Source organism: Streptomyces lichenis (assembly GCF_023218175.1).
GTDB lineage: Bacteria > Actinomycetota > Actinomycetes > Streptomycetales > Streptomycetaceae > Streptomyces > Streptomyces lichenis.
The window spans coordinates 99,254-123,339 of record NZ_JALPTH010000012.1 but is presented as its reverse complement, the minus strand read 5'-3'; the positions used below and the strand labels follow the sequence as shown (position 1 = coordinate 123,339).

The 24,086-nt window shown below is 74.8% G+C and carries 22 protein-coding genes; 15 read left to right on the top strand and 7 right to left on the bottom strand.

Annotated features, from left to right (window positions below; genetic code table 11):
* Positions 1 to 27: 27 nt before the first annotated feature.
* On the top strand, positions 28 to 1,404 hold the full coding sequence (locus M1O15_RS14405; RefSeq protein WP_248634204.1) for a hemolysin family protein: 1,377 nt from the start codon (positions 28 to 30) through the stop codon (positions 1,402 to 1,404).
* Complete coding sequence (locus M1O15_RS14400; RefSeq protein ID WP_248634203.1) at positions 1,401 to 2,417, top strand: hemolysin family protein; 1,017 nt, start codon at positions 1,401 to 1,403, stop codon at positions 2,415 to 2,417. The genes M1O15_RS14405 and M1O15_RS14400 overlap by 4 nt, the downstream gene beginning before the upstream one ends.
* A 393-nt stretch (positions 2,418 to 2,810) precedes the next feature.
* Here M1O15_RS14400 and M1O15_RS14395 read toward each other — a convergent pair whose 3' ends face one another.
* Positions 2,811 to 3,380 carry a GNAT family N-acetyltransferase gene (locus tag M1O15_RS14395; RefSeq protein WP_248634202.1) on the bottom strand — a complete coding sequence of 190 codons (570 nt, stop codon included), beginning with the start codon at positions 3,378 to 3,380 and terminating at the stop codon, positions 2,811 to 2,813.
* 308 nt (positions 3,381 to 3,688) lie between these two features.
* On the opposite strand from M1O15_RS14395, the gene M1O15_RS14390 reads away from it, so the two are divergent.
* The 7 genes from M1O15_RS14390 (at position 3,689) to mug (ending at position 10,167) form a co-directional block, all read left to right on the top strand.
* Entirely contained in the window at positions 3,689 to 4,228 is a 540-nt protein-coding gene (locus M1O15_RS14390; RefSeq protein WP_248634201.1) for an EF-hand domain-containing protein, read from the top strand.
* A 27-nt stretch (positions 4,229 to 4,255) separates the two neighbouring features.
* Positions 4,256 to 5,362, top strand: coding sequence for an isocitrate/isopropylmalate family dehydrogenase (locus M1O15_RS14385; protein WP_248634200.1), 1,107 nt, complete (start codon positions 4,256 to 4,258; stop codon positions 5,360 to 5,362).
* On the top strand, positions 5,359 to 5,997 hold the full coding sequence (locus tag M1O15_RS14380; protein ID WP_248634199.1) for a cysteine hydrolase family protein: 639 nt from the start codon (positions 5,359 to 5,361) through the stop codon (positions 5,995 to 5,997). Before M1O15_RS14385 ends, M1O15_RS14380 begins: the two co-directional genes overlap by 4 nt.
* Positions 5,994 to 6,884, top strand: a complete 891-nt coding sequence (locus M1O15_RS14375; RefSeq protein ID WP_248634198.1) for an SAM-dependent methyltransferase — start codon at positions 5,994 to 5,996, stop codon at positions 6,882 to 6,884. The genes M1O15_RS14380 and M1O15_RS14375 overlap by 4 nt, the downstream gene beginning before the upstream one ends.
* Positions 6,885 to 6,946: 62 nt before the next feature.
* Positions 6,947 to 7,753 carry an SGNH/GDSL hydrolase family protein gene (locus M1O15_RS14370; protein WP_248634197.1) on the top strand — a complete coding sequence of 269 codons (807 nt, stop codon included), beginning with the start codon at positions 6,947 to 6,949 and terminating at the stop codon, positions 7,751 to 7,753.
* Between the two features lie 340 nt (positions 7,754 to 8,093).
* Positions 8,094 to 9,533 (top strand): adenylosuccinate lyase, encoded by a 1,440-nt coding sequence (gene purB, locus M1O15_RS14365; RefSeq protein WP_248634196.1) that lies wholly within the window; start codon positions 8,094 to 8,096, stop codon positions 9,531 to 9,533.
* A gap of 73 nt (positions 9,534 to 9,606) precedes the next feature.
* Positions 9,607 to 10,167, top strand: a complete 561-nt coding sequence (gene mug, locus M1O15_RS14360) for a G/U mismatch-specific DNA glycosylase (RefSeq protein WP_248634195.1) — start codon at positions 9,607 to 9,609, stop codon at positions 10,165 to 10,167.
* A gap of 11 nt (positions 10,168 to 10,178) precedes the next feature.
* On the opposite strand, the gene M1O15_RS14355 is transcribed toward mug, so the two are convergent.
* Entirely contained in the window at positions 10,179 to 10,595 is a 417-nt protein-coding gene (locus M1O15_RS14355) for a hypothetical protein (RefSeq protein ID WP_248634194.1), read from the bottom strand.
* A gap of 186 nt (positions 10,596 to 10,781) precedes the next feature.
* Between M1O15_RS14355 and M1O15_RS14350 the strand changes: the two genes are divergently transcribed.
* Both M1O15_RS14350 and M1O15_RS14345 read left to right on the top strand, forming a co-directional pair.
* Positions 10,782 to 11,939, top strand: coding sequence for an ROK family protein (locus M1O15_RS14350; RefSeq protein WP_248634193.1), 1,158 nt, complete (start codon positions 10,782 to 10,784; stop codon positions 11,937 to 11,939).
* Positions 11,940 to 12,095: 156 nt separating this feature from the next.
* Positions 12,096 to 12,473 (top strand): cupin domain-containing protein, encoded by a 378-nt coding sequence (locus M1O15_RS14345; protein WP_248634271.1) that lies wholly within the window; start codon positions 12,096 to 12,098, stop codon positions 12,471 to 12,473.
* A 50-nt stretch (positions 12,474 to 12,523) separates the two neighbouring features.
* Here M1O15_RS14345 and M1O15_RS14340 read toward each other — a convergent pair whose 3' ends face one another.
* Positions 12,524 to 13,270 carry a GntR family transcriptional regulator gene (locus M1O15_RS14340; protein ID WP_248634192.1) on the bottom strand — a complete coding sequence of 249 codons (747 nt, stop codon included), beginning with the start codon at positions 13,268 to 13,270 and terminating at the stop codon, positions 12,524 to 12,526.
* A 304-nt stretch (positions 13,271 to 13,574) separates the two neighbouring features.
* Here M1O15_RS14340 and M1O15_RS14335 point away from each other — a divergent pair, with 304 nt between their 5' ends.
* Positions 13,575 to 14,405: an alpha/beta fold hydrolase gene (locus tag M1O15_RS14335; RefSeq protein WP_248634191.1), complete on the top strand. Its 831-nt coding sequence runs from the start codon at positions 13,575 to 13,577 to the stop codon at positions 14,403 to 14,405.
* Positions 14,406 to 14,716: 311 nt separating this feature from the next.
* Positions 14,717 to 16,204, top strand: coding sequence for a GNAT family N-acetyltransferase (locus M1O15_RS14330; RefSeq protein WP_372499469.1), 1,488 nt, complete (start codon positions 14,717 to 14,719; stop codon positions 16,202 to 16,204).
* Here the strand turns inward: M1O15_RS14330 and M1O15_RS14325 are convergent.
* Complete coding sequence (locus tag M1O15_RS14325) at positions 16,095 to 17,348, bottom strand: trans-sulfuration enzyme family protein (RefSeq protein ID WP_248634189.1); 1,254 nt, start codon at positions 17,346 to 17,348, stop codon at positions 16,095 to 16,097. The genes M1O15_RS14330 and M1O15_RS14325 overlap by 110 nt on opposite strands.
* Before the next feature lie 59 nt (positions 17,349 to 17,407).
* Here M1O15_RS14325 and M1O15_RS14320 point away from each other — a divergent pair, with 59 nt between their 5' ends.
* A complete protein-coding gene (locus tag M1O15_RS14320) occupies positions 17,408 to 17,971 on the top strand; it encodes an Lrp/AsnC family transcriptional regulator (RefSeq protein ID WP_248634188.1) in 564 nt (187 codons plus the stop codon).
* A gap of 143 nt (positions 17,972 to 18,114) precedes the next feature.
* Entirely contained in the window at positions 18,115 to 19,803 is a 1,689-nt protein-coding gene (locus M1O15_RS14315; RefSeq protein WP_248634187.1) for a DUF885 domain-containing protein, read from the top strand.
* Between the two features lie 65 nt (positions 19,804 to 19,868).
* Here the strand turns inward: M1O15_RS14315 and M1O15_RS14310 are convergent, their stop codons facing one another.
* From M1O15_RS14310 to M1O15_RS14300, 3 genes are all read right to left on the bottom strand, one after another.
* Positions 19,869 to 20,723 carry an SDR family oxidoreductase gene (locus M1O15_RS14310; RefSeq protein WP_248634186.1) on the bottom strand — a complete coding sequence of 285 codons (855 nt, stop codon included), beginning with the start codon at positions 20,721 to 20,723 and terminating at the stop codon, positions 19,869 to 19,871.
* Between the two features lie 83 nt (positions 20,724 to 20,806).
* On the bottom strand, positions 20,807 to 20,941 hold the full coding sequence (locus M1O15_RS31855; RefSeq protein ID WP_372499466.1) for a hypothetical protein: 135 nt from the start codon (positions 20,939 to 20,941) through the stop codon (positions 20,807 to 20,809).
* Between the two features lie 120 nt (positions 20,942 to 21,061).
* The gene (locus M1O15_RS14300; RefSeq protein ID WP_248634185.1) at positions 21,062 to 24,079 is read right to left on the bottom strand and encodes an AAA family ATPase; all 3,018 of its coding nucleotides are present in this window, start codon (positions 24,077 to 24,079) and stop codon (positions 21,062 to 21,064) included.
* Positions 24,080 to 24,086: the final 7 nt, after the last annotated feature.

Here is a 24,086-nt window from a genome sequence, read left to right as displayed (position 1 = left end):
TTACGCCAACAAGACGGAGGTGAACCGATGACCGAAGTGCTCCTGCTCCTCGTCGCCCTGCTGCTCTCCCTGGCCTGCGGCGCGTTCGTGGCGGCCGAGTTCTCGCTCACCACCGTCGAACGGGGGGAGCTCCAGCGGGCGGTGGACCGGGGCGAGCGGGGCGCGGCCGGCGCCCTGAAGGCCGTACGGTCGCTGACGTTCCAGCTCTCCGGCGCCCAGCTCGGCATCACGGTGACCAATCTGGTCGTCGGCATGCTCTCCGAGCCCGCCATCGCCGCGCTCATCCGGGGGCCGCTGCGCGACATCGGCCTGTCGGCCTCCGTGGCCTCCTCCATGGCGCTGGTGATCGGGACGGCCCTGTCCACCGTCGTGCTGATGGTGGTCGGCGAGCTGGTCCCGAAGAACTGGGCCATCTCCTCGCCCCTCGCCGTCGCCAAGGTGGTCGCCACCCCGCAGCGGTTCTTCTCGGCCGCCTTCAAACCGCTGATCGGCCATCTGAACAACACCGCCAACCGGCTGGTGCGCGCGCTCGGCCTGGAGCCGGCCGAGGAGCTGGCCTCGGCGCGCAGCCCGCAGGAGCTGGTCGCCCTGGCCCGCCACTCCGCCCGGGAAGGCGCGCTGGAGGCGGACACCGCCGAGCTCTTCGTCCGCACCCTCAGCCTCGCCGAGCTGAGCGCGGAGAACGTGATGACGCCCCGGGTGCAGGTCACCGCCCTGGACACCCAGGCCACCGCCGAGGACGTCGCCAACGCCACCCGGGCCACCGGGCTGTCCCGCTTCCCCGTCTACCGGGGCAGCCTGGACACGGTCGTCGGCACCGTGCACATCAAGGACGTGCTGCGGGTGCCCGCGGGTCAGCGCGCCCGCACGGCCGTCACCGAGCTACTGCGCGAGCCGCTGCTCGTCCCGGAGTCCCTCACCGTCGACCGGCTGCTGGACCGGCTCTCCGGCAAGGCGACGATGGCGGTGGTCATCGACGAGTACGGCGGTACGGCCGGTGTGGTCACTCTGGAGGACATCGTCGAGGAGGTCGTGGGCGAGGTGCGCGACGAGCACGATCCGCACGAGACGCCCGACCTGGCGCGGGCCGGCCAGGACGCCGACGGACGGGACCTGTGGTCGGCGGACGGCGCCGCCCGCACCGACCAGCTGGAGTCCGTCGGGCTGCGCGTGCCGGACGGTCCGTACGAGACCCTCGCCGGGCTGGTGGCCACCGAGCTGGGCCGTATCCCGAAGAACGGGGACAGCGTGGAACTGCCGGACGGCTGGCGGCTGGACGTGGTGGACGCCTCCGGCCGCCGTGCGGCCCGTGTCCTGATGCACGCCCCCGTCCCGTCCGATGACGGCGAGGAAGCCGGTGCCGACGCCCCGGCCGGGCACAACCGTGGGCAGGAGGCCCGATGACCGCGATCCAACTCCTCATCGGCCTGCTGACGCTCGCCGTGAACGCGTTCTTCGTGGGCGCGGAGTTCGCCCTGATCTCGGTGCGGCGCAGCCAGATCGAGCCGGCCGCCGAGCAGGGCGACCGCCGGGCGCGCAGCGTGGTGTGGGGGCTGGAGCATGTCTCGGCGCTGCTCGCGGCCGCCCAACTCGGTATCACTCTGTCCACCCTGGTGCTGGGCGTGGTCGCCGAGCCGGCCATCGCGCACCTGCTGGAGCCGCTGTTCGATGCCGTCGGCGTCCCGGGCGGACTGGTGCACGTCCTCTCCTTCGCCATCGCCCTCTCCGTGGCGACCTACCTCCATATGCTCCTCGGCGAGATGGTGCCCAAGAACATCGCCCTCGCCGAACCCACCCGGACCGCGCTTCTGCTCGGCCCGCCCCTGGTGGCACTGGCCCGCGCCCTGCGCCCGGTCATCTTCACCATCAACGCCTTCGCCAACGGGCTGCTGAAGCTGCTGCGGGTGGAGGCGAAGGACGAGGTGTCGGCGACCTTCTCGGACGACGAGCTGGCCCGCATGGTCACCGACGCCAGCGACGCCGGGCTGCTGGACGACCGGGCGACCGAGCGGCTCCACGACGCCCTGGAGCTGGGCCGCCGCCCGGTGCGCGACGTGGTGATGCCGGTGGACCAGGTCCGCTACGCACGGGTGGGCACCACCCCCGAGGAGTTGGAGACCCTGGCCGCCGAGTCCGGGTTCTCCCGCTTCCCCGTGCTCGACACCACCCGCCACATCCTGGGCTACCTCCATGTGAAGGACGCCCTGGACATCACCCTGCGCGACCTCCCCTTCCCGGTCACCGCCATGCGCCCCATCGCCCGCGTCCGCGCCGCCACCCCGCTGGACGACGTACTGACCGCCATGCGCCGCAGCCGCACCCACCTCGCCGCCGTACTGGACGAGGACGGCCGACTCGCCGGACTGGTCACCATGGAAGACGTCCTCCGCGAACTGGTAGGCCGCCCCGCCTCCTGACCACCCCCGCAGCACTCCCCCACACATGGCGAACACTCGCCAACCCGCCAAACCCGGGCACTCCCCCACCCCTTCCATTCGTTGCCCAAATAGGAAGTCAAAGGGGCCGGGCGGCACGGGAGAACGAAGCCGAACGGCACGGGCGCAGGCCTGATGACACGGGAGGAGGACGCCGGGCGGCACGAAAGGAGCGGCCGGGCGGCACAGGAGAAGCCGGCCAGACAGCACGGGCGGCGGGAGCCGGACGGCATGGCGGAGGCGGCGGGGCAGCACAGCAGAAGCGGCCCGGCGGCACGAGAGGACAAGGAAGCCGAGCGGCGCAGGCGCAGGCCAGCCGGCAGCAGCGGCGAAGGCCCCGGACAGCACGGCCCCGCCCCGCCCGTCCCCATCCGCTCAACGGATCCGCGCTACCGAGAACGCGCTCACTTGGAAGGCGTGACCCGGGGGCCGTAGCCCGAGCCACTGCTCGGCGCCCCACGCCTGGAACCGCTCCACCTCCGCGAATCCCAGCTTCACCGCTAGGCGCATCGACCGGACGTTGGCGGTCTGGGTGGCAAGCACCACCGGCTCGCCGGGAGGGGCACCGGCGAGCCAGTCGAGTGCCGCCGCGCACGCCTCGGCGGCGTACCCGTGACCCCACGCTCGCGGCAGGAGCAGATAGCCGAGATCGACCTTCCCTACCGCAGCCGGGCGGCGGTGCTCCGTGGCTCTCCGGAGCAGGACCTGGCCGATCATCGCCCCCTCCAGATCGACCACGAAACTCCCGGGCCACTGCTCGGGCACCCCGGGCATCTCCCGCTCAAGCTGGTCACGCGGGCGAGGACCGCCGAGGTAGGTGTGCACCTCCGGCGACGTCAGCAACTCGACGAACGCCGCACGGTCACGCGCCTCGGGCGCACGGAGCACAAGCCTCTCGGTCCTGATCGGGACAGGTGGCCAGGCGACGGATCCGAGCTCGGTCATGCCGGTCACCCAATCAGCAGGCACGCCAGCGATCAACGGCTGCCGAAGCCGATCACAGGCTGTCGTAGCAAGGCCAGTTGCCCGATCTCCCAGGGCGGCCGCGGAGGATCCGCCTGGACTCTCGGCCCCCCGGGGGGCGGGGGTGTGGGCCGGGCCGCAACCGTCACTCTGGCGAGTGACGGTACGTCAGTTTTGTCTCCACGTCCCGTGCGCGGCGCGCACAGTGGACGTCCCGGCCGGTCGGAGGATCGCCGCCGGGCCGGGTGCCCTGCCGTCCGAGGCGGGGCCGCTGCGAGGGAGAGAACACCATGGCCCACGAGGTACACGAGGCCCACCGGCGCGCCGCGCTGGTGTTCAGCCTGTTCGACGCCAACGGCAACGGGGTGCTCGAAGCCGAAGACTTCGACCTGATGAGCGCGCGGGTCCTGGCGGTCGCCGCGGACTCCTCCGAGACCGCCCGCCAGGCGCTGGCCGACAGCCTCCGGCGCTACTGGGAGGTGCTGTCCGCGGCGCTGGACGCCAACGACGACGGGGTGATCAGCCCCGAGGAGTTCCGAGGCTTCGTGCTGAACCCCGAGCTCTTCGGCGCCACCGCCTCCGACTTCGCCGACGCCCTGGCCGCGCTCGGCGACCCCGACGACGACGGGCTGATCGAGCGGTCCCGCTTCCTCGCCCTGATGACCGCGATCGGGTTCGAGGAGGCCAACACCGAGGCGCTGTTCGGCGCCTTCGGGCCGGACTCCGGCGACCGGATCGCCGTCCCCACCTGGGCCGACGGCATCCGCGACTACTACTCCCCCGAGAAGGCCGGCATCCCGGGCGACCAGCTCGTCCCGACCCCCGCCTGACCCGCACCCACCTCGTAGGAGTCCCGTATGACCGCACCACTCATCGCCCTCGCCGTCGGCCGCGGCACCGGCCCGGAACTCGCCCCCGTCTTCGAACGGGTGCTGCATCGGATCACCGGGCTGCACGGCACACGGGTCGAGGTGGTGCGGTCACCACGGCTCTACCACTCCTATGTCTCGCTGCGCGCCGAGGCCGCCGGCACCGGGGAGTTCGCCCGGCTCACCGAGCAGGACGCCGCGCATTACGAGCGGTTCTGCCGGGAGCAGGCCGCCGCGGGCGTCCGGGCGGTGTTCCGTACCGCCATCAACGCCCAGTCGCTGTACCTGGTCCGCCAACGGCTGACGGCCGTCAAGGTCGAACCTCTCACCGCCGGTTCGGCCCGGATGCTGCTGGTCCGCGACCAGGCGCAGGGCTTCTACACCGGCGAGAACCGGCACACCTCCGGCACGGTGGTGCGGACCATGGAGTTCAGCCGCTCCGTCACCGACCAGGTTCTGCGCTACGCCGTGGACCGCGCCCGCGCGCTCTGGCCGGACGGGCCGTCCCGGGTCGTGATGGCGTACAAGTACCACCTGCTGGACGGTGCGCTGGACGACTGGACGGGCGGCATGTCCGACGAGCTCGGCATCGCCGTGGACCTGTTCCAGCCCGACACGGTCAACCGCAACCTGATCACCCACGGCCCCGAGGACCGGACCGTGCTGGTCGCCGGGAACGAGTGGGCGGACATCATGCATGTGGTGCTGCTCGACCGGTACGGCGCAGAGCGGCAGGAGAACCGCTGCACGGAGAACGTCCACCTGGCCGCCGGTCTCCATGAGTTGGTGGAGTACCAGACGGTGCACGGCTCGGCCGACGACCTGGCCGGACGCGACCTGGTCAACCCGGTCGCCACGATCCGGGCCGCCGCCCGGGTCGCCGAGCGGCACGCGGGCTGCCCCGGGGCCGAGGCCGCCGCCGAGGCCGCGCTGGCCGCCGTCCAGGCCCGCGGCGTCCGCACCCCCGACCTCGGCGGGGAGGCCCGTACCACCGAGGTGGTGGACGCGGTCCTCGCCGAGCTCGCCGCGCCCGCGGGGACGCGCCTGCCCGCACCGGGCACCGCGCCTGGCAGTGCCACGGCCGGTGCCCGGTGACCGAGACGGCCGGCACCACCGCACTGCTCGTGGTCGACCTGCAGAACGACTTCTGCGCGGGTCCGGTCGCCGCCGCCCGCTTCCCCGGCGACCCCGAGCGCCTCACCCGCGCCGCCGCGAACAGTGTCCGCGCCGTCGAGCTGGCCCGGGAGACGGGCCTTGACGTGCTCTTCGTCCGGTTCCTCGGCGACCCCGTCCATCAGGGCCCCGCCTGGCGCCGGCGCGACGCGCTGCTCGGCAAGCGGCCCAAGTGCCTGGAGGGCAGTTGGGGCGCCGAGTTCCACGGCGTCCGCCCTCGCCCGGGCGAGGAGGTGTTCACCAAACGCGCCGTCTTCGACGCGTTCCTCGACGAACGGCTGGAGCCTCATCTGCGTCGGCGCGGCATCGACCATCTGGTTCTGGCCGGCCTGTTCGCCGATGTCTGCGTCGACTCCACCGCCCGTACCGCCTTCCAGCGCGGCTTCCACCTCACCGTGCTGCGCGACTGCACCACCGCCCTGCACCTCGCCGACGCGGACATCCTGCGGTTCATGGCCAGGGTGTACGGGGCCCGCGTCGCCGATCTGTCCGAACTGCCCTTTGCCGCATCGCCCTTGCCGGCCACTCCGGTGCCGTCAGTGGTGGAGCAGCGGTGACCGCCGTGGACGTCTCCGGTGTCGCCGCCGGCGTGGGCCGCACCGCCCTGCTGGTCGCCCATGCCCGGGCTCTGGAGGCCCGGCGGCCCGAACCGCTCGCCGTCGACCCGTACGCCGAGCACTTCGTCCGCGCCGCGCCCGGCTGCGCGGACTGGCCGCGCGACCCCTCGCAGGTCGCTCCCGGCGACCCGGTCTGGGAGCGCCTGGCCGGCTACTTCGCGCTGCGCACGTGGGTCCTGGACGCCCATCTGCTCGACGCCGTCCGGGCCGGGGCCCGCCAAGTGGTGCTGCTCGGCGCGGGGCTGGACTCCCGGGCTTTCCGTCTGCCCTGGCCGCCCGGCACCACGGTCTGGGAGCTCGACCGCCCCGACGTCCTCACCTTCAAGCAGCGGGTGGTGGACGGTCTGCCCGGCGCCGCGCCCACGGCCGAGCGGCGCACCGTACCGGTCGATCTGCGCGGCGGCTGGACCACCGCACTGCTCGGCAGCGGACTGGACCCGGCCCGGCCCACCGCCTGGCTCGCCGAAGGGCTCTTCCTCTATCTGCCCGCCGAGATCGAGCTCCGTGTCGCCACCGCACTGGACACCCTCAGCGCGCCGGGCAGCACCTTCGCGTACGAGATCAAGGCCGCGCCGGAGTACGCCGCCGTCCGCGCCGACCCCATGTACACCGCCGCCCGCGACCGCCTCGGCATCGACCTCCTCGCCCTCTTCGCCCCCGGGCCCCGGCCCGACACCGCCGACGCCCTGACCACCCTCGGCTGGGCCACCACCACCCGGACCCCCTTCGACCACCCCACGCCCCGGCTTTCCCGGCGCGAGCCGCACGACCCGCTCAGCGCCAACCGCTGGATCACCTGCCGCAAGAGCCTGCCTTCGGAGGGCTAGCCCCGGGCTTTCCGGTGGCGGCCTCCGGTTGTCGGCGACCGCGCGGTAGCATCGGCTTCGCCATGGAGATGAATGCCACATACAACAGCTTTGTCGCGGTGGGTGACAGCTTCACCGAGGGGATGTCGGACCTGCTGCCCGACGGCAGCTACCGGGGCTGGGCCGATCTGCTGGCGGCGCGGCTCGCCGCCCGGACCGACGGCTTCCGGTACGCCAACCTGGCCGTGCGGGGGAAGCTCATCGGGCAGATCCTCGACGAGCAGGTGGACCTCGCCGCCGCGATGAAGGCGGATGTCGTCACGCTGGTCGGCGGGCTCAACGACACCCTGCGCCCCGGGTGCGACATGGGCCGGGTGCGGGGACTGCTGGAGGAGTCCGTGGAGCGGCTCGCGCCCTCCTGCGGGCAGCTGGTGCTGATGCGCTCGCCCGGTCGCAACGGCCCGGTGATGGAGCGCTTCCGCCCGCGGATGGAGCAGCTCTTCGCGCACATCGACGCCCTGGCGGCCCGGCACGGGGCGCTGGTGGTGGATCTCTACGGCGCCGAGGTGCTGGCCGACCAGCGGATGTGGGACGTGGACCGGCTGCATCTGACCGGCGAGGGGCACCGCCGGGTGGCCGAGGCGGTGTGGCAGGTGCTGGGCCTGGACGCCGAAGAGGACTGGCGGGCACCGCTGCCCCCGGCCGTACCGCCCCGCTGGGGGGCCCGGCGGGTCGGGGACGTACGGTTCGCCCGCCAGCACCTCGGGCCCTGGATCGGGCGGCGGCTGACCGGCCGGTCCTCCGGGGACGGGCGCCCGGCCAAGCGCCCCGAGCTGCTGCCCTGGGAGGCCCCGCCGGCGCCGGACACCACTCCGGGCTCGGCCCCGTAGCGGCGGGCGGCCTAACGGCTCGGCCCCGTGGCTGCGGGCGGCCTGGGCCCGTACGGATTCCGGCTCCGCCCCGTGGAGGCGGTCTGCCCGAGCCCGTACGACGTCCGGCTCGGCGCCGTAGCGACGGTCGGCCTGGGCCCGTACGACGTCCGGCTCCGCCCCGTAGCGGCGGGCGGCCCGAGCCCGTACGGTGTCCGGTTCGGCGCCGTGGTGGCGGGGGGCCTGGGCTTGGTGCGGTGGGGGGCTGGGGTTCCGTGATGGCGGGCGGGACGGCTTCGTAGCAACGCACGAAGCGGACCGGGGCTCCGGGCTGCGCGAACCGCCAGTAGAATCCAGTCACGTGACTGCGTCTGTGAAGCCCCGCATCCCCAACGTCCTCGCCGGCCGCTACGCCTCCGCCGAGCTGGCCGTCCTCTGGTCCCCCGAGGAGAAGGTGAGGCTGGAGCGTCGGCTGTGGCTCGCCGTGCTGCGCGCCCAGAAGGACCTCGGCATCGAGGTGCCGGAGGCGGCGCTCGCCGACTACGAGCGGGTGCTCGACCAGGTGGACCTGGCCTCGATCGCGGAGCGCGAGAAGGTCACCCGGCACGATGTGAAGGCGCGGATCGAGGAGTTCAACGCGCTGGCCGGCCATGAGCAGGTCCACAAGGGCATGACCTCCCGCGACCTCACCGAGAACGTGGAGCAGCTCCAGATCCGGCTGTCCCTGGAGCTGGTGCGGGACCGCACGGTGGCGGTGCTGGCGCGGCTGGGCAGGCTGGCCGGCGAGTACGGCGAGCTGGTGATGGCCGGGCGCTCGCACAATGTCGCGGCGCAGGCGACCACGCTGGGCAAGCGGTTCGCGACGGCGGCGGACGAGCTGCTGGTGGCGTACGGGCGGCTGGAGGAGCTGCTGGGCCGCTACCCGCTGCGCGGCATCAAGGGCCCGGTCGGCACCGCGCAGGACATGCTGGACCTGCTCGGCGGGGACGCGGGGAAGCTGGCCGAGCTGGAGCGGCGGATCGCCGGGCACCTGGGCTTCGCCGAGGCGTTCACCTCGGTCGGCCAGGTCTACCCGCGCTCGCTGGACTACGAGGTCGTCACCGCGCTGGTGCAGCTCGCCGGCGCCCCGTCCTCGCTGGCCAAGACGATCCGGCTGATGGCCGGGCACGAGCTGGTGACCGAGGGCTTCAAGCCGGGCCAGGTCGGTTCCTCGGCGATGCCGCACAAGATGAACACCCGCTCCTGCGAGCGCGTCAACGGGCTGATGGTGATCCTGCGCGGCTACGCGTCGATGACCGGTGAGCTGGCGGGCGACCAGTGGAACGAGGGTGATGTCTCCTGCTCGGTGGTGCGCCGGGTCGCGCTGCCCGACGCGTTCTTCGCCTTCGACGGGCTGCTGGAGACCTTCCTGACGGTGCTGGACGAGTTCGGCGCCTTCCCGGCGGTGGTCGCCCGTGAGCTGGACCGCTATCTGCCGTTCCTGGCCACCACCAAGGTGCTGATGGCCGCGGTGCGTGCCGGGGTGGGCCGCGAGGAGGCGCACGAGGCGATCAAGGAGAACGCGGTCGCCTCCGCGCTCGCCATGCGCGAGCAGGGCACCGAGCGGAACGAGCTGCTGGACAAGCTCGCCGCGGACGCCCGTATCCCGCTGGACCGTGCGCAGCTCGATGCCGCCATGGCGGACAGGCTCTCCTTCACCGGTGCGGCGGCCGCCCAGGTCGGCGCGGTGGTGGCACGGATCGAGGAGATCGCGAAGCGCCACCCGGAGGCCGCCGGCTACACCCCGGGGGCGATCCTCTGACGAGGGCGTCGCGGGCGGTGGCCGCTCCCGGCGCGCCCGGGTGCGGCCGGCCGTTTCGGGGCATGCGCTGCGCATGGCACGACTGACCCCTGAAGAGCTGCTGGCCGCCCGCGACCGTCTGGTCCCCGACGTCCTCGCGGACGGCCTCTCGGTGTTGTTCTGCGGCATCAACCCCGGGCTGATGTCCGCCGCGACCGGCCATCACTTCGCCCGCCCGGGCAACCGCTTCTGGCCGGTGCTGCACCGCTCCGGCTTCACCCCGCGCCGGCTGAAGCCGTCGGAGCAGCAGGAGCTGCTCGCGTACGGGCTGGGAATCACCAATGTGGCGGCGCGCGCCAGTGCCCGGGCCGACGAGTTGTCGGACGCGGAACTGCGGGAGGGCGGACGGCTGCTGGCCGCCAAGGTGGAGCGGCTGCGGCCCCGCTGGCTGGCGGTCGCGGGGGTGACCGCGTACCGCACCGCCTTCCATGAGCGGGCCGCGGTGGTCGGCCCGCAGCAGCGCACCATAGGCGACACCCGGATCTGGGTGCTGCCGAACCCCAGCGGGCTCAACGCGCACTGGTCGGTGGCGACGATGGCGGAGGAGTTCGCCCGGCTGCGCGCCGCGGCTCGGGACGGGGAGGGAGAGGGGTAGAGGGGTAGCGGTCAGGGCGGGTCGACGGTGGTGACGGCCACGACGAGGCGGCAGGGCTGGTCCTCGTACCATCGGCAGACGCCTATCGCGATCCACCGGTCGTCGGCCCGCCACAGGTCCACGTCCGGGACGCGTCGGCTCAGGGTGGCCCAGGGCTCCGGTATCTCCTCCTGCTCGGCCGCGCGTGCCAGCAGCGACCAGAGGCTGAACGCCTGCGGGGCACCCCAGCGGGCGCCGAGCAGCACCGCGAGGGCGTCCCGCTCCGCCGCGTACTGCTCCTCCGCCGCGTACCGCTCCTCGGTGGTGCGCAGCTCGGCCAGGTGGTAGCCGGGGCCGCCGCCCTCGCCGACCGCCGCCGGACCCGGTGCGCGGGGGAAGGGCAGGGCGCGCAGCCGGTCGATGGTGGCGAGGTGCCGTGCCGTGGTCATGACTCCAGTAAACCGCCGCCCACTGACAACTGGCGTTTCGTCAGGCGAGGAGGATGGTGGGGCGGGACGGTGGCTTCCCGGGGTGGCGCGCCGGTTCGGTGGACCGGGCGGTGCTCCGGCGCTCGCCGGGGGTTCGGCCATTGAGTACGATCCGGCCAGACAGGCCTGCGACCAGGGAGGAATCACGTGGGGCGGCTGACCGGCGGAGACCCGTCGCTGCTGCGGCGGATCAACTCCGCGGTGGTACTCCATGCGATGCGCGGCGCCGACGCGCGCACACTCACCGACCTCACCCGTATCACCGGACTCTCGCGTCCCACGATCGAGGGGGTGGTGGAGGGCCTGATGGCCAACGGCCTGGTCGTGGAGGCGGCTCCGGAGGAAGGTGAGACCAGGCGGCAGGGCCGGCCGGCGCGCCGGTTCCGGTTCCGGGCGGAGGCCGGGCATCTGCTGGGCATCGAGATCGGTCCGCACCGGGTGGCCGCGCTGCTGTCCGGGCTGGACGGGCGGATCATCGGCGCCGGTTCGCGGGCGGTCTCCGAGACGGCGTCGGCGGACGAGCGGCTGGAGCGGGTCCGGGCGGTCGTGGCGGACGTGTTGCGGCGCACCGGTGTGTCGCGCGGCAATCTGCGGGCGGTGGGCGTCGGCACGCCCGGGGTGGTGGAGGGGGACGGGACGGTCCGGTTGAGCACGGCGCTGCCGGGCTGGACCGGGCTGGCGCTCGGCGAGCGGCTGAGGCGGTCGTTCCGCTGTCCGGTGCTGGTGGAGAACGACGCCAACGCGGCGGCGGTGGCCGAGCAGTGGAAGGGTGCGGCGACCGACTCGGACGACATCGTGTTCGTCCTGGCGGGGTTGAGTCCGGGGGCCGGTTCGCTGATCGGCGGGCGGCTGCACCGGGGGTTCGGCGGGGCGGCGGGCGAGATCGGGGCGCTCCATCTGCTGGGCCGGGAGGTCACGCCGGAGCGGCTGCTGTCGACCACGGACGAGCCGCTGCATCCGCTGGACGAGCAGGCGGTGGCCGAGGTCTTCGCGCTGGCCCGCAAGGGCGACGAGCGGGCCCGGGCGGCGGTGGATCGTTTCATCCAGCGGCTGGTGCACGATGTGGCGGCGCTGGTGCTGGCGCTCGACCCGGAGCTGGTGGTGGTGGGTGGCTGGGCGGCCGGACTGGACGGGGTGCTCCAGCCGCTCCGTGAGGAGCTGGCCCGGTTCTGTCTGCGGCCGCCCCGGGTGGCGCTGTCGCTGCTCGGTGAGGCGGCGGTGGCCACCGGCGCGCTGCGGCTGGCGCTGGACCATGTCGAGGAGCAGCTGTTCGCCGTCGAGGGCACGGTGACGGCCCGGCGCTGAGCGGGACAGGGGCCAGGTGACGGCCCGGCGGTGAGCGCGATAGGGGCTTGGTGACGGCCCGGCGGTGAGCGGGACGGGGCCTGGTGACGGCCCGGCGGTGAGCGGGGCGTGCCGCTTGGTGGGCGGTTGGTAGCGTCCGGCCGTGTGAACGACGGCGTGGACGACGGTGTGTATGTGAGCCATGCGGGCAAGGACGCGGCGCTGGATCGGGGGTGGCTGCTCGGCCATGTCAAGGACGCGGACGATCCCCGGCACAGCGAGGCGGTGGAGGTCAAGTGGGGTGTCCACCCGCGTGGTGAGCGGCGGGCGCGGTGGGTGGAGGGCGAGGAGCGGACGGCTCTGCTGGTGCTGGTCAGCGGGCGCTTCCGGGTGGAACTGCCGGGCCGTGACGTGGTGTTGGCCGAGCAGGGCGACTATGTGGTCTGGGGCCGCGGGGTTGGCCACTCCTGGTGCGCCGAGGAGGAGTCGGTGGTGCTGACCGTCCGGTGGCCGTCCGTGCCGGGGTACGCGGTGGAGGCGGACCCGGTGGGGTGATGCGGGACTCCCGGGGGCCCCAGGGAGCTCCCGGGAGGTGACCGCGGTGTTCAGGAGGCGATCTGGAGGTCTCCGGCGTCGCCGAAGGTGAGGCGGCAGGTGTCGGCGCGGTAGGTGCCCAGGGAGAGGGCGGCGGTGCGGCCGGCGGAGAAGTAGCGGGTGGTGACGACCAGCACCGGGGCGCCGGGCAGCCGGTCCAGCTCCTTGGCGTCCTCGGCCCGGGCGGAGCCGAGTTCGACGGCGCGGTCCTGGCCGTCCAGGGTGAGCCGCTGGAGTTCGCGCAGCACGGCGCGGGCCCTGGTGGGCCCGGACGGGGCGTCGATGGCGGTGAGGGCGGGCACCGAGGAGGCGGGGACGTAGAGCTGCTCGGCGGCCACCGGCTGACCGTGGGTCAGCCGGATGCGGCGGACCATGTGCACGGGCGCGCCGGCGGCGGGGTCGAGGTCCAGCAGGCGGGCCACCGCGGCGGGGACCTCGGGCAGACCGCAGTCGACCGGGCGCCAGCTGTCGTCCGCGGCGCCGGGCCACCGGTGCCGGGTGGTGGAGACGTCCACGCCGACGCGGGGCGGGGCGACCGTGGTGCCGACGCCGCGGCGGCGCTGGAGGCGGCCTTCCAGTTCGAGCTGCTCCAGGGCCTGGCGGAGCGTGGCGCGCGCGACGCCGAACCGGGCGGCGAGGTCGCGTTCGTTGGGCAGGATCTCGCCCACCGAGAAGTCGGTGTCGAGGGCTTCGCCGATGACGGTCTTCAGGTGCCAGTACTTCGGCTCCGGCACTGAATCCAGCTGCGTGGTCCCCACCCTGATCCTCCGCAATTCGCCGGCCGTGAGGCGGCTTTCCGTGCCTTGTTTATTAAAGGTTCCTGCACTAACTCTGCGACCATAGGGCGGCGCACCCCCTTGGTCAAGACCAATCCTCGGACGGTCACGGAGCGGAATCGCCCTCTGTCGCAGAGCGTTCACAAGGTGTTCGCGCCCCTGGAGGCCCCCTGGAGGCCCGGCGGCGCGGGCGCGCCTCTTGTCGTCGCGGGCGCCGGTGCGGAATTCTTGCTGACATCGCGTCTAAGGCCGGACGGGTCGGGACAGGGCAGGGACGGAGCGGCGGATGGCCGAGCGGGTCACCTTCGGTGTCGAGTCCGCGGGCGGCGCGGGCACCGTGTCGGTGGAGTACGAGCGGCTCGGCGCGGGCGCCCCGCTGCTCCTGCTGCACGGGATAGGGCACCACTGGCAGGCGTGGCAGCCGGTGCTGGAGATCCTGGCGGGCGAGCGCGAGGTGATCGCGGTCGATCTGCCCGGCTTCGGCGCCTCCTCCGCGCTGCCTGCGGGGTTCGCGTACGACCTGGCCACGGTCGGACCGGTGCTCGGGGGCCTGTGCGAGGCGCTGGACCTGGACCGGCCGCATGTGGCCGGAAACTCGCTGGGCGGGCTGCTCGCCCTGGAGCTGGGGCGGCGGAAGCTGGTCCGCTCGGTGACGGCGCTCTCGCCGGCCGGTTTCTGGAACGAGGCGGAGCGGCGGTACGCCTTCGGCACGCTGATCGCCATGCGGCGGGGCGCCGAGGCGCTGCCGCTGCCGACCATCGAGTGGCTGTCCCGCTCCCCTTCCGGGCGGGCGGCGCTGACCAGCACCATCTACGCCCGTCCCGGGCGGCGGTCGCCCGAGGCGGTGGTGGCCGAGACGCTGGCACTGCGCCGGGCGACCGGTTTCCGGGCGACGCTGACCGCCGGGCGCCGGGTGCTGTTCACCGACGATGTGCCCGGCCTTCCGGTCACCGTCGCCTGGGGCACCCGGGACCGGCTGCTGCTCCGCCGCCAGGGGCCGCGCGCCAAGCGGGCGCTGCCCGCGGCGCGGCTGGTGCGGCTGCCGGGGTGCGGGCATGTGCCGATGAACGACGACCCGGCCCTCGTGGCCCGGGTCCTGCTGGACGGGAGCCGCTGAGGGCGCCGGAGTCGGGGGTCACGGACCGCGGCCCCGCGCTCCCTGCATCAGGGGAGGGCGGGGCCTCGGATCCGGCAGCGCCGCAGCCAGCAGGCGCGAATGGATGGCTCCAACGTAGTGGGCGCCACTGACAGCCGGCCGGTTCGCGCAGCTCAGGGGGGTGGGAGGGGCGCGGGACGAGGTCCGGGGACAGATCGCGCCGGCGCCGCCCGAAACCGGCCATCACCTACCCAAATCCCCGCTTAACCGATCAGTCACAGAGCGTTTGTGATCGCGCAACACCGCTGGGTCACAGTGAGGTCATGGCTGAGATGACCGATGTGACGACCGACCCGACGACCGAAGCGACCCGGACGAGCGACCCGCGGGGGAAAGCGGCCTCCGCCCGCCGGCACCACTGGCGCCGCGACCTGGTGGAGCTGGCCGCGATGTTCGCCGCCGTGGCGGTGGTGGACCTGGTCGCCAAGATGGTGGCGCACGGGCCGGACGGCCCGTATCTGCTGGGGATCTCGGCGGTCGCGCTGGTCGCCACGGCGGCGTTCCACACCTGGTGGGCGCGGCGGCACCACAGTCATGCGCCGCCGCTGCTGGATACCGGGGCCGGTCCGGAGGCGGCCACAGAGGCGGTGGCCGGGCGGGCGACCGTGCTGTGGCGGATGCGCACCACCGTACGGGACGAGCCGGGCAGCCTGGCCGCGCTGTGCGGGGCGCTCGCCGGGCTGGGCGTGGACATCCTGACCCTGCAGACGCATCCGCTGGCCGACGGCACGGTGGACGAGTTCCTGCTGCGGGCGCCCGCCGGGCTGCAGGCGGCGGAGCTGTCCCGGGCGGTGGGCGCGGCCGGCGGCCGGGACACCTGGACCGAGCGGGCCGACGCGCACGACCTGGTGGACACCCCCGCCCGGGTGCTGGGGCTGGCCACCCGTACCGCGCTGGACGCGGCCGAGCTGCCACTGGCGCTGCGCCAGCTGCTGGGCCGCTGCACCATCCACTCGCTGCCCGCGGTGTCGCTGTCCGGGCGGCCGACCGGGGTGAGCGCTCCGGTGGAGGGCGCCTTGGAGGACGGCGACACGGTGATGCGGCTGCGCGATCCGCGGGGCGGGGTGCTCACCATCGAGCGGGCCTATCTGCCGTTCACCCCGACCGAGTTCGCCCGGGCGCGGGCGCTGGTGGAGCTGGACGCCCGGCTGGGGCCCCGGCTGCCGCGCGGCCGGGACACCCTGACGCTGCCGGAGGGCGGCGGTGAGATCACCGTGCGCCGGGTCGACCAGAAAGACGCGGTTGCGGCCCGGGCGATGCACGACCGGTGCTCCGACCGGACCCTGGCCGCGCGCTACCACGGCCCGGTCGGTGACGCCAGCCGCTATCTGGACCATCTGCTGAGCCCCCGCTTCGGCCGCACCCTCGCGGTGGAGGCGGCCGACGTGCCCGGCGGCCCGCGCCGGCTGGTCGCCCTCGGGCATCTGCTGTGGGACGGCGACGAGACCGAGGTGGCGCTGCTGGTGGAGGACGACTGGCAGCGCCGGGGCGTCGGCTCCGAGCTGCTGGGCCGACTGGTCGCGCTGGCCCGGGAGGCCCGCTGCGAGAGCGTGTACGCGGTGACCCAGTCGTCCAACACCGGGATGGTGGCGGCGATGCGTGCCCTCGACCTGCCGCTGGACTACCAGATCGAGGAGGGCACGCTGGTGATCACCGCCCGGCTGTCCACGCCTCCGGCAGCGGACCGCCGACCGCCTGCGGAGGAGCGTCCGCCGCATGCCCTGCGGCAGCCGGCCGCCGGTGGTCCGGCCGCGGGCTGAGCGCCTCGGTGAGGTCGCGCCACAGGTCCTCGACGTCCTCCAGGCCGACCGACAGCCGCAGCAGCCGGTCGCTGACCCCGGCGGCCCGCCGGTCGCCCTCGTCCACGATCCGGTGGCTGATGGAGGCCGGGTGCTGGATGAGGGTGTCCACGCTGCCGAGGCTGACCGCCGGGGTGATCAGCCGCACCCCGGCGATCACCTCGTGCGGGTCCCCGTACACCTCGAAGGCGACCATGGCGCCGCCGATCTCCGGGTAGTGGACGCGGGCGATCCGCGGGTCCGCGGAGAGCCGGCGGGCCAGGTCGGCGGCGGTCGCGGAGGCGGCCCGCACCCGTACCGGCAGGGTGGACAGGCCCCGCAGCAGCAGATAGCCGGCCATCGGGTGCAGCACCCCGCCGGTGGCGAAGCGGATGCGGCGCAGATCGGCGGCGAACTCCTCGTCGCAGGCGACCACCCCGCCCAGCACGTCGCCGTGGCCGCCGAGGTACTTGGTGGCGCTGTGCAGCACGATCCGCGCCCCGTGCTCGACCGGGCGCTGGAGCACCGGGGTGGCGAAGGTGGAGTCCACCAGCAGCGGCACCTCGCCGCAGGAGTGGGCGACGGCGCGGATGTCGGTCTCGGCCAGCGTCGGGTTGGCGGGCGTCTCCACCATGACCAGGCCGGTGTCGGGGCGGATGGCGTCGGCGATCCCGGCCGGGTCGGTCCAGGTGACCTCGGTGCCCAGCAGCCCGCCCTCCAGCAGATGGTCGCTGCACCCGTACAGCGGGCGGACGGCGACCACATGGCGCAGGCCCTTGCTCGCGCGGACCAGCAGTACGGCGGTCAACGCGGCCATGCCGCTGGCGAAGGCCACCGCGCTCTCGGTGCCCTCCAGCCTGGCCAGCGCGGTCTCGAACCGGGCGGTGGTCGGGTTGTCCAGCCGGGCGTAGACCGGCGGCCCGTCGGGGCGGGCGCCGGTGGCGGCGAAGGCGTCGATGCGGGCGGCCTCGGCGCGGGAGTCGGCGGAGGGGTAGGTGGTGGAGAGGTCGAGCGGCACGGCGTGCAGACCCTGGGCGGCGAGGTCCTCGCGCCCGGCGTGCACGGCCTCGGTGGCCAGCGCCCGGGTCGGGGCCGGGGAGGCGTCGTCGTACGGCGTGGCATCCATGGCGGCACTGTGAACAATTACCGGGTGGTAGGGCGATTGTCCCGTGCTACGTTCGGCCAATGACCGATTCCGTCGTACTGGACACGGTCGATCTGCGCATCCTGCGGCTGTTGCAGAACGACGCCCGGACCACCTACCGGGAGCTCGCCGCCGAGGTGGGCGTGGCGCCGTCCACCTGTCTGGACCGGGTGGCCCGGCTGCGGCGCACCGGGGTGGTGCTGGGGCACCGGCTGCGGCTCGATCCGGCCAAAATCGGCCGCGGTCTGGAGGCGTTGCTGATGGTGCAGGTGAGGCCGCACCGGCGGGAGTTGATCGGGCCGTTCGTGGAGCGGGTGCGGGCGCTGCCGGAGTCGCGGGCGCTGTTCCATCTGACCGGCGTGGACGACTATCTGGTGCATGTGGCGGTGGCGGACCCGGCGGACCTCCAGCGGCTGGTGCTGGACGAGTTCACCTCGCGGCGGGAGGTGGCCCGGGTGGACACCCGGCTGATCTTCCAGCAGTGGGAGTGCGGTCCGCTGCTGCCGCCGCAGCCCCTGCCCCCGCAGCCTCAGCCGAAGGGCGCGGTTCCGGCGCAGTCGTCGCCGAGCGGTACGGCGTCGCCGCCGGCCGCCGGTACGGCATAGCCACCTGCAGCGGTACGCCGTCGCCGGGTGCGGTGCGCGCGGCCCACCTCGAAGAGGCCGCGACCGGCGTCGAGGGGTCGGATGCGGCCCGGCCGGTTGCGGTGGGGTGGTGCGGGCCTCGGGCCCGTACCAGGATGGCCGGCATGCCAGCCACCTCCAGCGAAGCGCTCCCCCGGCAGGTCGCCGACGCCCATGTCGCGGAGCTCGTCGAACTCGACCCGATCACCGGCACCCATCTCGGGGTCGCCGCCAGCGCCGGTCTGCTGCCGGACTTCTCCCCCGCCGGTCAGGAGGAGGTCGCCGCCCTGGCCCGGCGGACGTTGCGCCGGCTCGACCGGGCCGAGGAGCTGCCGGGTGCCGGCGAGGACGCCGAACGGCGCTGCGCCCGGCTGCTGCGGGAGCGGCTGACCGCCGAACTCGCCGTCCACGAGGCGGGCGAGGGCCTGCGCGCGGTGAGCAACCTCCGCTCCCCGGCGCACAGTGTGCGGGTGGCGTTCACCGTGATGCCGACGGCCACGGCCGGGGACTGGGCCGCCATGGGCGAGCGGCTGCGGGCCGTGCCCGCGGCGCTGGACGGCTACCGCGAGGCGCTGGCCGAGGGCCTGGCGCAGGGGCTGCCGGGTGGTCCGCGGGCCACCGCCGTGTTCGGCGAGCAGCTGGCCGAGTGGTCGGGCGGCGGCGCGGCCGGCGGCTGGTTCGAGCAGCTGGTGGCGGGCGCCCCGGCCGGGGCGCGGGTGGAGCTGGACGCCGCGGCCCGGCGGGCCACCGCCGCGGTGGGCGCGCTGCGGGAGTGGCTGCGGGAGGTGTACGCCCCGGCGGTGCGGGACGCGCCGGACACCGTGGGCCGTGAGCGGTACGCCCGCTGGGCGCGCTACTTCAACGGCACGGACCTCGACCTGGACGAGGCGTACGCGTACGGCTGGGAGGAGTTCCACCGGCTGCTGGCCGAGATGCGCACCGAGGCCGGGCACATCCTGCCGGGCGCCGGTCCCTGGGAGGCGCTGGCCCATCTGGACCGGCGCGGCACCCACCTCAAGGGCGCCGAGGAGACCCGGGCCTGGCTCCAGGAGCTGATGGACGAGGCGGTCGAGGCCCTGGACGGCCGCTACTTCGACCTGGCCGGGCCGGTACGCCGGGTGGAGTCCCGCGTGGCGCCGCCGGGCGGGGCCGCCGCCCCGTACTACACCGGCCCGTCAGAAGACTTCTCCCGGCCCGGGCGCACCTGGCTGCCGGTGGACGACCGGGACCGCTTCCCGGTGTACGAGCTGGTGTCGACCTGGTACCACGAGGGGGTGCCCGGCCACCATCTCCAGCTGGCGCAGTGGACGTATGTGGCGGACCGGCTCTCCCGCTACCAGGCGACGGTGGGGCGGGTCAGCGCCAACCTGGAGGGCTGGGCGCTGTACGCGGAGCGGCTCATGGACGAACTGGGCTTCCTGCCCGACCCGGAGCGGCGCCTCGGCTATCTGGACGCCCAGATGCTGCGGGCCTGCCGGGTGATCGTGGACATCGGCGCCCACCTGGGGCTCGCCATCCCGGCGCACTCGCCGTTCCATCCCGGGGAGCGGTGGACGCCGGCGCTCGCGGAGGAGTTCCTCCACGGGCACTCGGCCTTCCCCCCGGCGTACGCGTCGAGCGAGTTCACCCGCTATCTGTCGATGCCGGGGCAGGCGATCGGCTACAAGCTGGGCGAACGCGCCTGGCTGCGGGGCCGGGCGGCCGCCCGCGCGGCACACGGCGACGCCTTCGACCTGAAGCGCTGGCACATGGCCGCGCTGTCGCTCGGGTCGCTCGGCCTGGACGACCTGGAGGACGAGCTGTCCCGGCTGTGAACCCCCGTACGGGACGGCCGGTACGGGCCAGCCGGGTCAGCGGACTCCCGTACGGGGCGGCCGGGTCAGCGCCGGAAGCCGCCCTCGGAGTCGACCACCTGGCCGGTCACCCACCCGGCCTCGTCGGTGGCCAGCCAGGCGATCAGCCGGGCCGGGTCGTCGGGCAGCCCCCAGCGGCCGGCCGGGAAGAGCCGGGCCATCTCCTCGTACGCCTCGCCGTCCAGGTAACCGGTGTCCACCGGGCCCGGGTTGACGGTGTTGACCGTGACGGCGAGGTCGGCGAGGGAGGTGGCGAGGGTACGGGTGGCGGAGGCGAGCGCCCCCTTGGCGAGCGCGTACGCCACCTCGTGCGGCATACCGGCGCCGTGGTCCTGCCCGGAGGTCATCATCACCACCCGGCCGCCGGGGGCGCCCTGGGACTGCCCGGCCCGCAGCCGGGCGTACGCCTGGACCAGCAGGACCACCGAGCGGGTGTCCACCGCCCAGTGGGCGTCCAGCATGGCGGCGTCGATCTCGTCCAGGGTGCCGTCCCGCCCGCTCAGCGCGTGGTTGGCGACCAGGATGTCGATCCTGCCGCCCAGCGCCTCGGCGGCGGCTGCCACCAGCCGGGCCGGGCCCCGCGGGTCGGCGAGGTCCCCCGGGCCGTGGTGGACGGCGGCCGCCGGGTCGGCGAGCACCGCGCGCACCCCCTCGGCGACCGCCTCGGGGCCGTCGGGGTCGGCGCCCCATGGCTGGTCGGCGTCGTGCGGGACATGGTGGTGGAGGTAGACGCTCGCCCCATACGCGGCGAGCCGCCGGGCCACCGCGTAGCCGATGCCCTGGCGCCGGGAGGCCCCGGTGACCAGCGCGGTGCGCCCGCGCAGCGGCAGCGGATCGCGGCGGAGGGAGTCGGCCGGGGGGATGGCGTACGGGCTCGTCATACCGCCCATGATCGGTGCGGCGCCCCGGGCCGGTCACCCGGTTTTCCGGCCCGCGCCGCGAACCGCTGCCGACGGTGGCGGCGTCAGCAGCCGCAACCGCGGTCGCCGTCAGCGGCGTGGGCGGGGGCGGTCAGCGGGTCGACAGGGCCGGTGCGGGTGCCGTCGGCGGTCCCGTAGGCGAAGCCCTCCCGCGCCCAGGACTCGAAGCCGCCGAGCATCTCCGCGACCCGCTGGCCGACATCGGAGACGTCCGTCCGGAAGGCGAGCAGGACGGTGAAGTGGGCGGCGGCCTCGGCCCGTGCGGCGGGCGGTCGGCGGCTGAAGGGAGGCGCCGCGGTTCAGCCGCCGAGCGCGCCCGCACCGGTGCGCAGCCGGACGGTGGAGCCGGAGCGCCCCTTGACGACCTCCAGTTGGACCGGGACGCGGCGGCGGAGGTCGGCGACATGGCTGACGATGCCGACGCTGCGGTCCCGCTCGCGCAGGGAGTCCAGGACGTCCAGCACCTCGTCGAGGGTCTGGTCGTCCAGGCTGCCGAAGCCCTCGTCGATGAAGAGGGTGTCCAGCCGGACCCCGCCGGCCTCGTCGGTGACCACGTCGGCCAGGCCGAGGGCCAGGGCGAGGGAGGCGAAGAAGGTCTCGCCGCCGGAGAGGGTGGCGGTGTCCCGTTCGGCGCCGGTCCAGGCGTCCACCACATGCAGTCCGAGGCCGGCCCGTTTGGTGCCGGAGCGGGCGTCGGAGTGGACCAGGGTGTAGCGGCCGGCGGACATCCGCTGGAGACGGGCGGTGGCGGCCGCGGCGACCTGTTCCAGCCGGGCGGCCAGCACATAGGACTCCAGGCGCATCTTGCGCTGGTTGTCGGCGGAGGTGCCGGCGGCCAGTCCGGCGAGCCGGGCCACCCGCTCGTACTCCTCGCGCAGCGGCCCCAGCCGCCCTGCCTCGGTGGCGGCCTCGGTGGAGAGCCGGGCCAGCTCGGTGACCCGGTCGCGGTGGGCGGCGAGGGTGGCGGCCGCCTCCCGGACGGCGCGCTCGGCGGCGGTGTACGCGGCCTCGGCGGCGGCCGTGCCGGCGGGCGGGCGCGCGGCGGCGGCCCGGATGTCCGGCTCGGCGAGCCGGTCGGCGACCGCGGCGGCCTCGGCCCCCCAGGCGTCCAGCCGGCGTTGCAGCTCGCGGTGCTGCTCGTCGGTGAGCAGGGCGTCCTTGGCGGCGGCCGGGGTGTCGAAGCCGGCTCGGTAGGCGGCGTCGCCGAGCCTGGCGTCGGCCTCCTTCAGCCGGCGCGCGCTCTGCTCCAGGGCGCGGACCGTCTCGGCGGCCTCGGCGAGCCTGGCGATGTGCGCCTCCAGGGCGGCGGCCCGTTCGGCGACCCCGCCGGCGGCGCCGCCCAGCAGCCGGGCCAACTCGGCGCCGAGAAGAGCCCGCTGCTCGTCCAGGGACTCCCGGCGGGAGGTACGGGCGGCGGCGCGCCGCTCGGTGTCCCGGCGGTCGCCGAGCCGCTGGTCGTGCTCCCGCTCGGCCGCGGCCAGCGCCTCCCGGGCGGCGTGCGCGCCACCGGCGAGCCGCCGGGCCTGGGCGAGGCCCCGCTCCAGCTCCGCCATCTCGGCGGTGAGCACGGCCACCGGCTGGTCGTCGGCCTCGGCCCGGGCGGCGGTCAGCGCCTCCTGGACGACGGCCGTCTCCTGCTCGGCGGCCGAGCGGGCGGCGTCCGCCTCGGTGTGGACGGTGTAGGCCACGTCCTCGGCGGCCCGGTCCACATGGCCGTCGCCGGGGCGGGCCGGGGCGGGGTGGTCGGGCGAGCCGCAGACGGCGCACGGCTCCCCGGCGGCGAGCCGGCCGGCCAGTTCGGCGGCGATGGAGCGCAGTCGGCGCTCGCGCAGGTCGAGCCAGGTCTCCTTGGCACCGGCGGCCCGTTCGCGGGCCTCGGTGAGCCGCTGGTGGGCGGTCTCGGCGCGGGCGGTGAGCTGGTCGCGGCGGCGGGCCGCGGTGAGCCGGCGCCCGGTCGCCTCCAGCCGTCCGGCCAGCTGCTCGGCGCGGGTGGCGGCCTCCTGCGCCTCCTCGATCCGGCGGTTCAGCTCGGGGCGGGTGGTCTCCCAGCCGTCCAGCCAGTCGGCGGTCTCCCGCAGCGCCTCCTCGTCGGCCCGGGCCTCCCGGTCGAGCTCGGCGCGCTCCCGGTCCAGCTCGGCGGCGCGCCGCTCGGCGCCCCGGGCGCCCTCCAGCGCGGCCAGCTCCTGGCGGGCCTCGCGCTCCCGGGCGGTCAGCCGCTCCTGGCCCGCGTCGGCGAGGGAGGCGGGCAGCATGGCGGCGGCCCGGTCGCGGGCGGCGCGGGCGGCCCGGTGCTCCTGCTCGGCCTCCTCGCGCAGGGCCAGGGGGCCGGCGACCCGCTCGGCCTTGCGGCCGCGGTCCAGCCGGGCCTGCCAGGCCTCGTACTCGGGGCGGCGGGTGTCCAGCTCGGCGCGGCGCCGCTGGGCCTCGGCGTGCCGCCGCTGGGCCTCGGCGAGCTCCCGTACGCCGTCCAGGGCGTCCCGGGCTTCGGCCTGGCCGTCCTCGACGCGGGCCAACCCGGCCTCGGTGTCGGCCAGTTGCTCCCGGGCTGCGGCGCGGGCGACGGCCGCCCAGCCGAGGACCGCCTCGGCGAGGCCCGGTTCACCGGGGCGGGCGTCCGGGGTGGGCCGGTCGGCGGCCACCGGTCCGGCGGCCTGGGCCATCCGGTGGGCCAGGGCGAGCAGTCTCTCGTCGCCGCTCTCGACCTGCCGCTGGGCGGACTTGCGCAGCTCGGCGAGGCGCTCCTCGACCTTCTGGAAGCGCGCGGTGTCGAAGAGCTTGCCCAGGAGCTTGCCGCGGGCCTCGGCGTCGGCGCGGAGAAAGCGGGCGAAGTCGCCCTGGGGCAGCAGCACGACCTGGCAGAACTGCTCCCGGCTCATGCCGACCACGGCCTCGATCTCCTTGCCGATCTCCTGGTGGGAGCGGCTGAGGTCGGTCCAGCGGCCGGTGCCGGGGCGGTACTCGCGCAGCCAGGACTGGGCGCGCTCGGTGGTGAAGCCGGAGCCGTTCCTCTTCCGGCGCTGCTGGGCGGGGCGGCGGGTGATCTCCAGCCGCCGGTCGCCCACGGTGAGGTCGAGCAGCACCTCGGTGCTGGTGCCGGCCGGGGTGTGGTCGCTGCGGAGCGGGATGCCGGCCGCCTGGCGGGCACCGGGCACCGCCCCGTACAGGGCGTAGCAGACGGCGTCCAGGACGGAGGTCTTGCCGGCGCCGGTGGGCCCGTGCAGCAGGAACAGCCCGGCCTCGGAGAGTGCGTCGAAGTCGACGGTCTGGGTGCCCCCGAACGGGCCGAAGCCGGTGACGGTGAGCCGGTGCAGTCTCATCGGGCCG

What these genes read in the sequence shown, in the direction of transcription:
- M1O15_RS14300 (WP_248634185.1), bottom strand. Translation starts at nt 24,079, where the DNA reads ATGAGACTGCACCGGCTCACCGTCACCGGCTTCGGCCCGTTCGGGGGC.
- M1O15_RS14395 (WP_248634202.1), bottom strand. Translation starts at nt 3,380, where the DNA reads ATGACCGAGCTCGGATCCGTCGCCTGGCCACCTGTCCCGATCAGGACC.
- M1O15_RS14335 (WP_248634191.1), top strand. Translation starts at nt 13,575, where the DNA reads ATGGCCGAGCGGGTCACCTTCGGTGTCGAGTCCGCGGGCGGCGCGGGC.
- M1O15_RS14400 (WP_248634203.1), top strand. Translation starts at nt 1,401, where the DNA reads ATGACCGCGATCCAACTCCTCATCGGCCTGCTGACGCTCGCCGTGAAC.
- M1O15_RS14325 (WP_248634189.1), bottom strand. Translation starts at nt 17,348, where the DNA reads ATGGATGCCACGCCGTACGACGACGCCTCCCCGGCCCCGACCCGGGCG.
- M1O15_RS14370 (WP_248634197.1), top strand. Translation starts at nt 6,947, where the DNA reads ATGGAGATGAATGCCACATACAACAGCTTTGTCGCGGTGGGTGACAGC.
- mug (WP_248634195.1), top strand. Translation starts at nt 9,607, where the DNA reads ATGGCACGACTGACCCCTGAAGAGCTGCTGGCCGCCCGCGACCGTCTG.
- M1O15_RS14390 (WP_248634201.1), top strand. Translation starts at nt 3,689, where the DNA reads ATGGCCCACGAGGTACACGAGGCCCACCGGCGCGCCGCGCTGGTGTTC.
- M1O15_RS14405 (WP_248634204.1), top strand. Translation starts at nt 28, where the DNA reads ATGACCGAAGTGCTCCTGCTCCTCGTCGCCCTGCTGCTCTCCCTGGCC.
- M1O15_RS31855 (WP_372499466.1), bottom strand. Translation starts at nt 20,941, where the DNA reads ATGCTCGGCGGCTTCGAGTCCTGGGCGCGGGAGGGCTTCGCCTACGGG.
- M1O15_RS14355 (WP_248634194.1), bottom strand. Translation starts at nt 10,595, where the DNA reads ATGACCACGGCACGGCACCTCGCCACCATCGACCGGCTGCGCGCCCTG.
- M1O15_RS14385 (WP_248634200.1), top strand. Translation starts at nt 4,256, where the DNA reads ATGACCGCACCACTCATCGCCCTCGCCGTCGGCCGCGGCACCGGCCCG.
- M1O15_RS14310 (WP_248634186.1), bottom strand. Translation starts at nt 20,723, where the DNA reads ATGACGAGCCCGTACGCCATCCCCCCGGCCGACTCCCTCCGCCGCGAT.
- M1O15_RS14315 (WP_248634187.1), top strand. Translation starts at nt 18,115, where the DNA reads ATGCCAGCCACCTCCAGCGAAGCGCTCCCCCGGCAGGTCGCCGACGCC.
- M1O15_RS14330 (WP_372499469.1), top strand. Translation starts at nt 14,717, where the DNA reads ATGACCGATGTGACGACCGACCCGACGACCGAAGCGACCCGGACGAGC.
- M1O15_RS14320 (WP_248634188.1), top strand. Translation starts at nt 17,408, where the DNA reads ATGACCGATTCCGTCGTACTGGACACGGTCGATCTGCGCATCCTGCGG.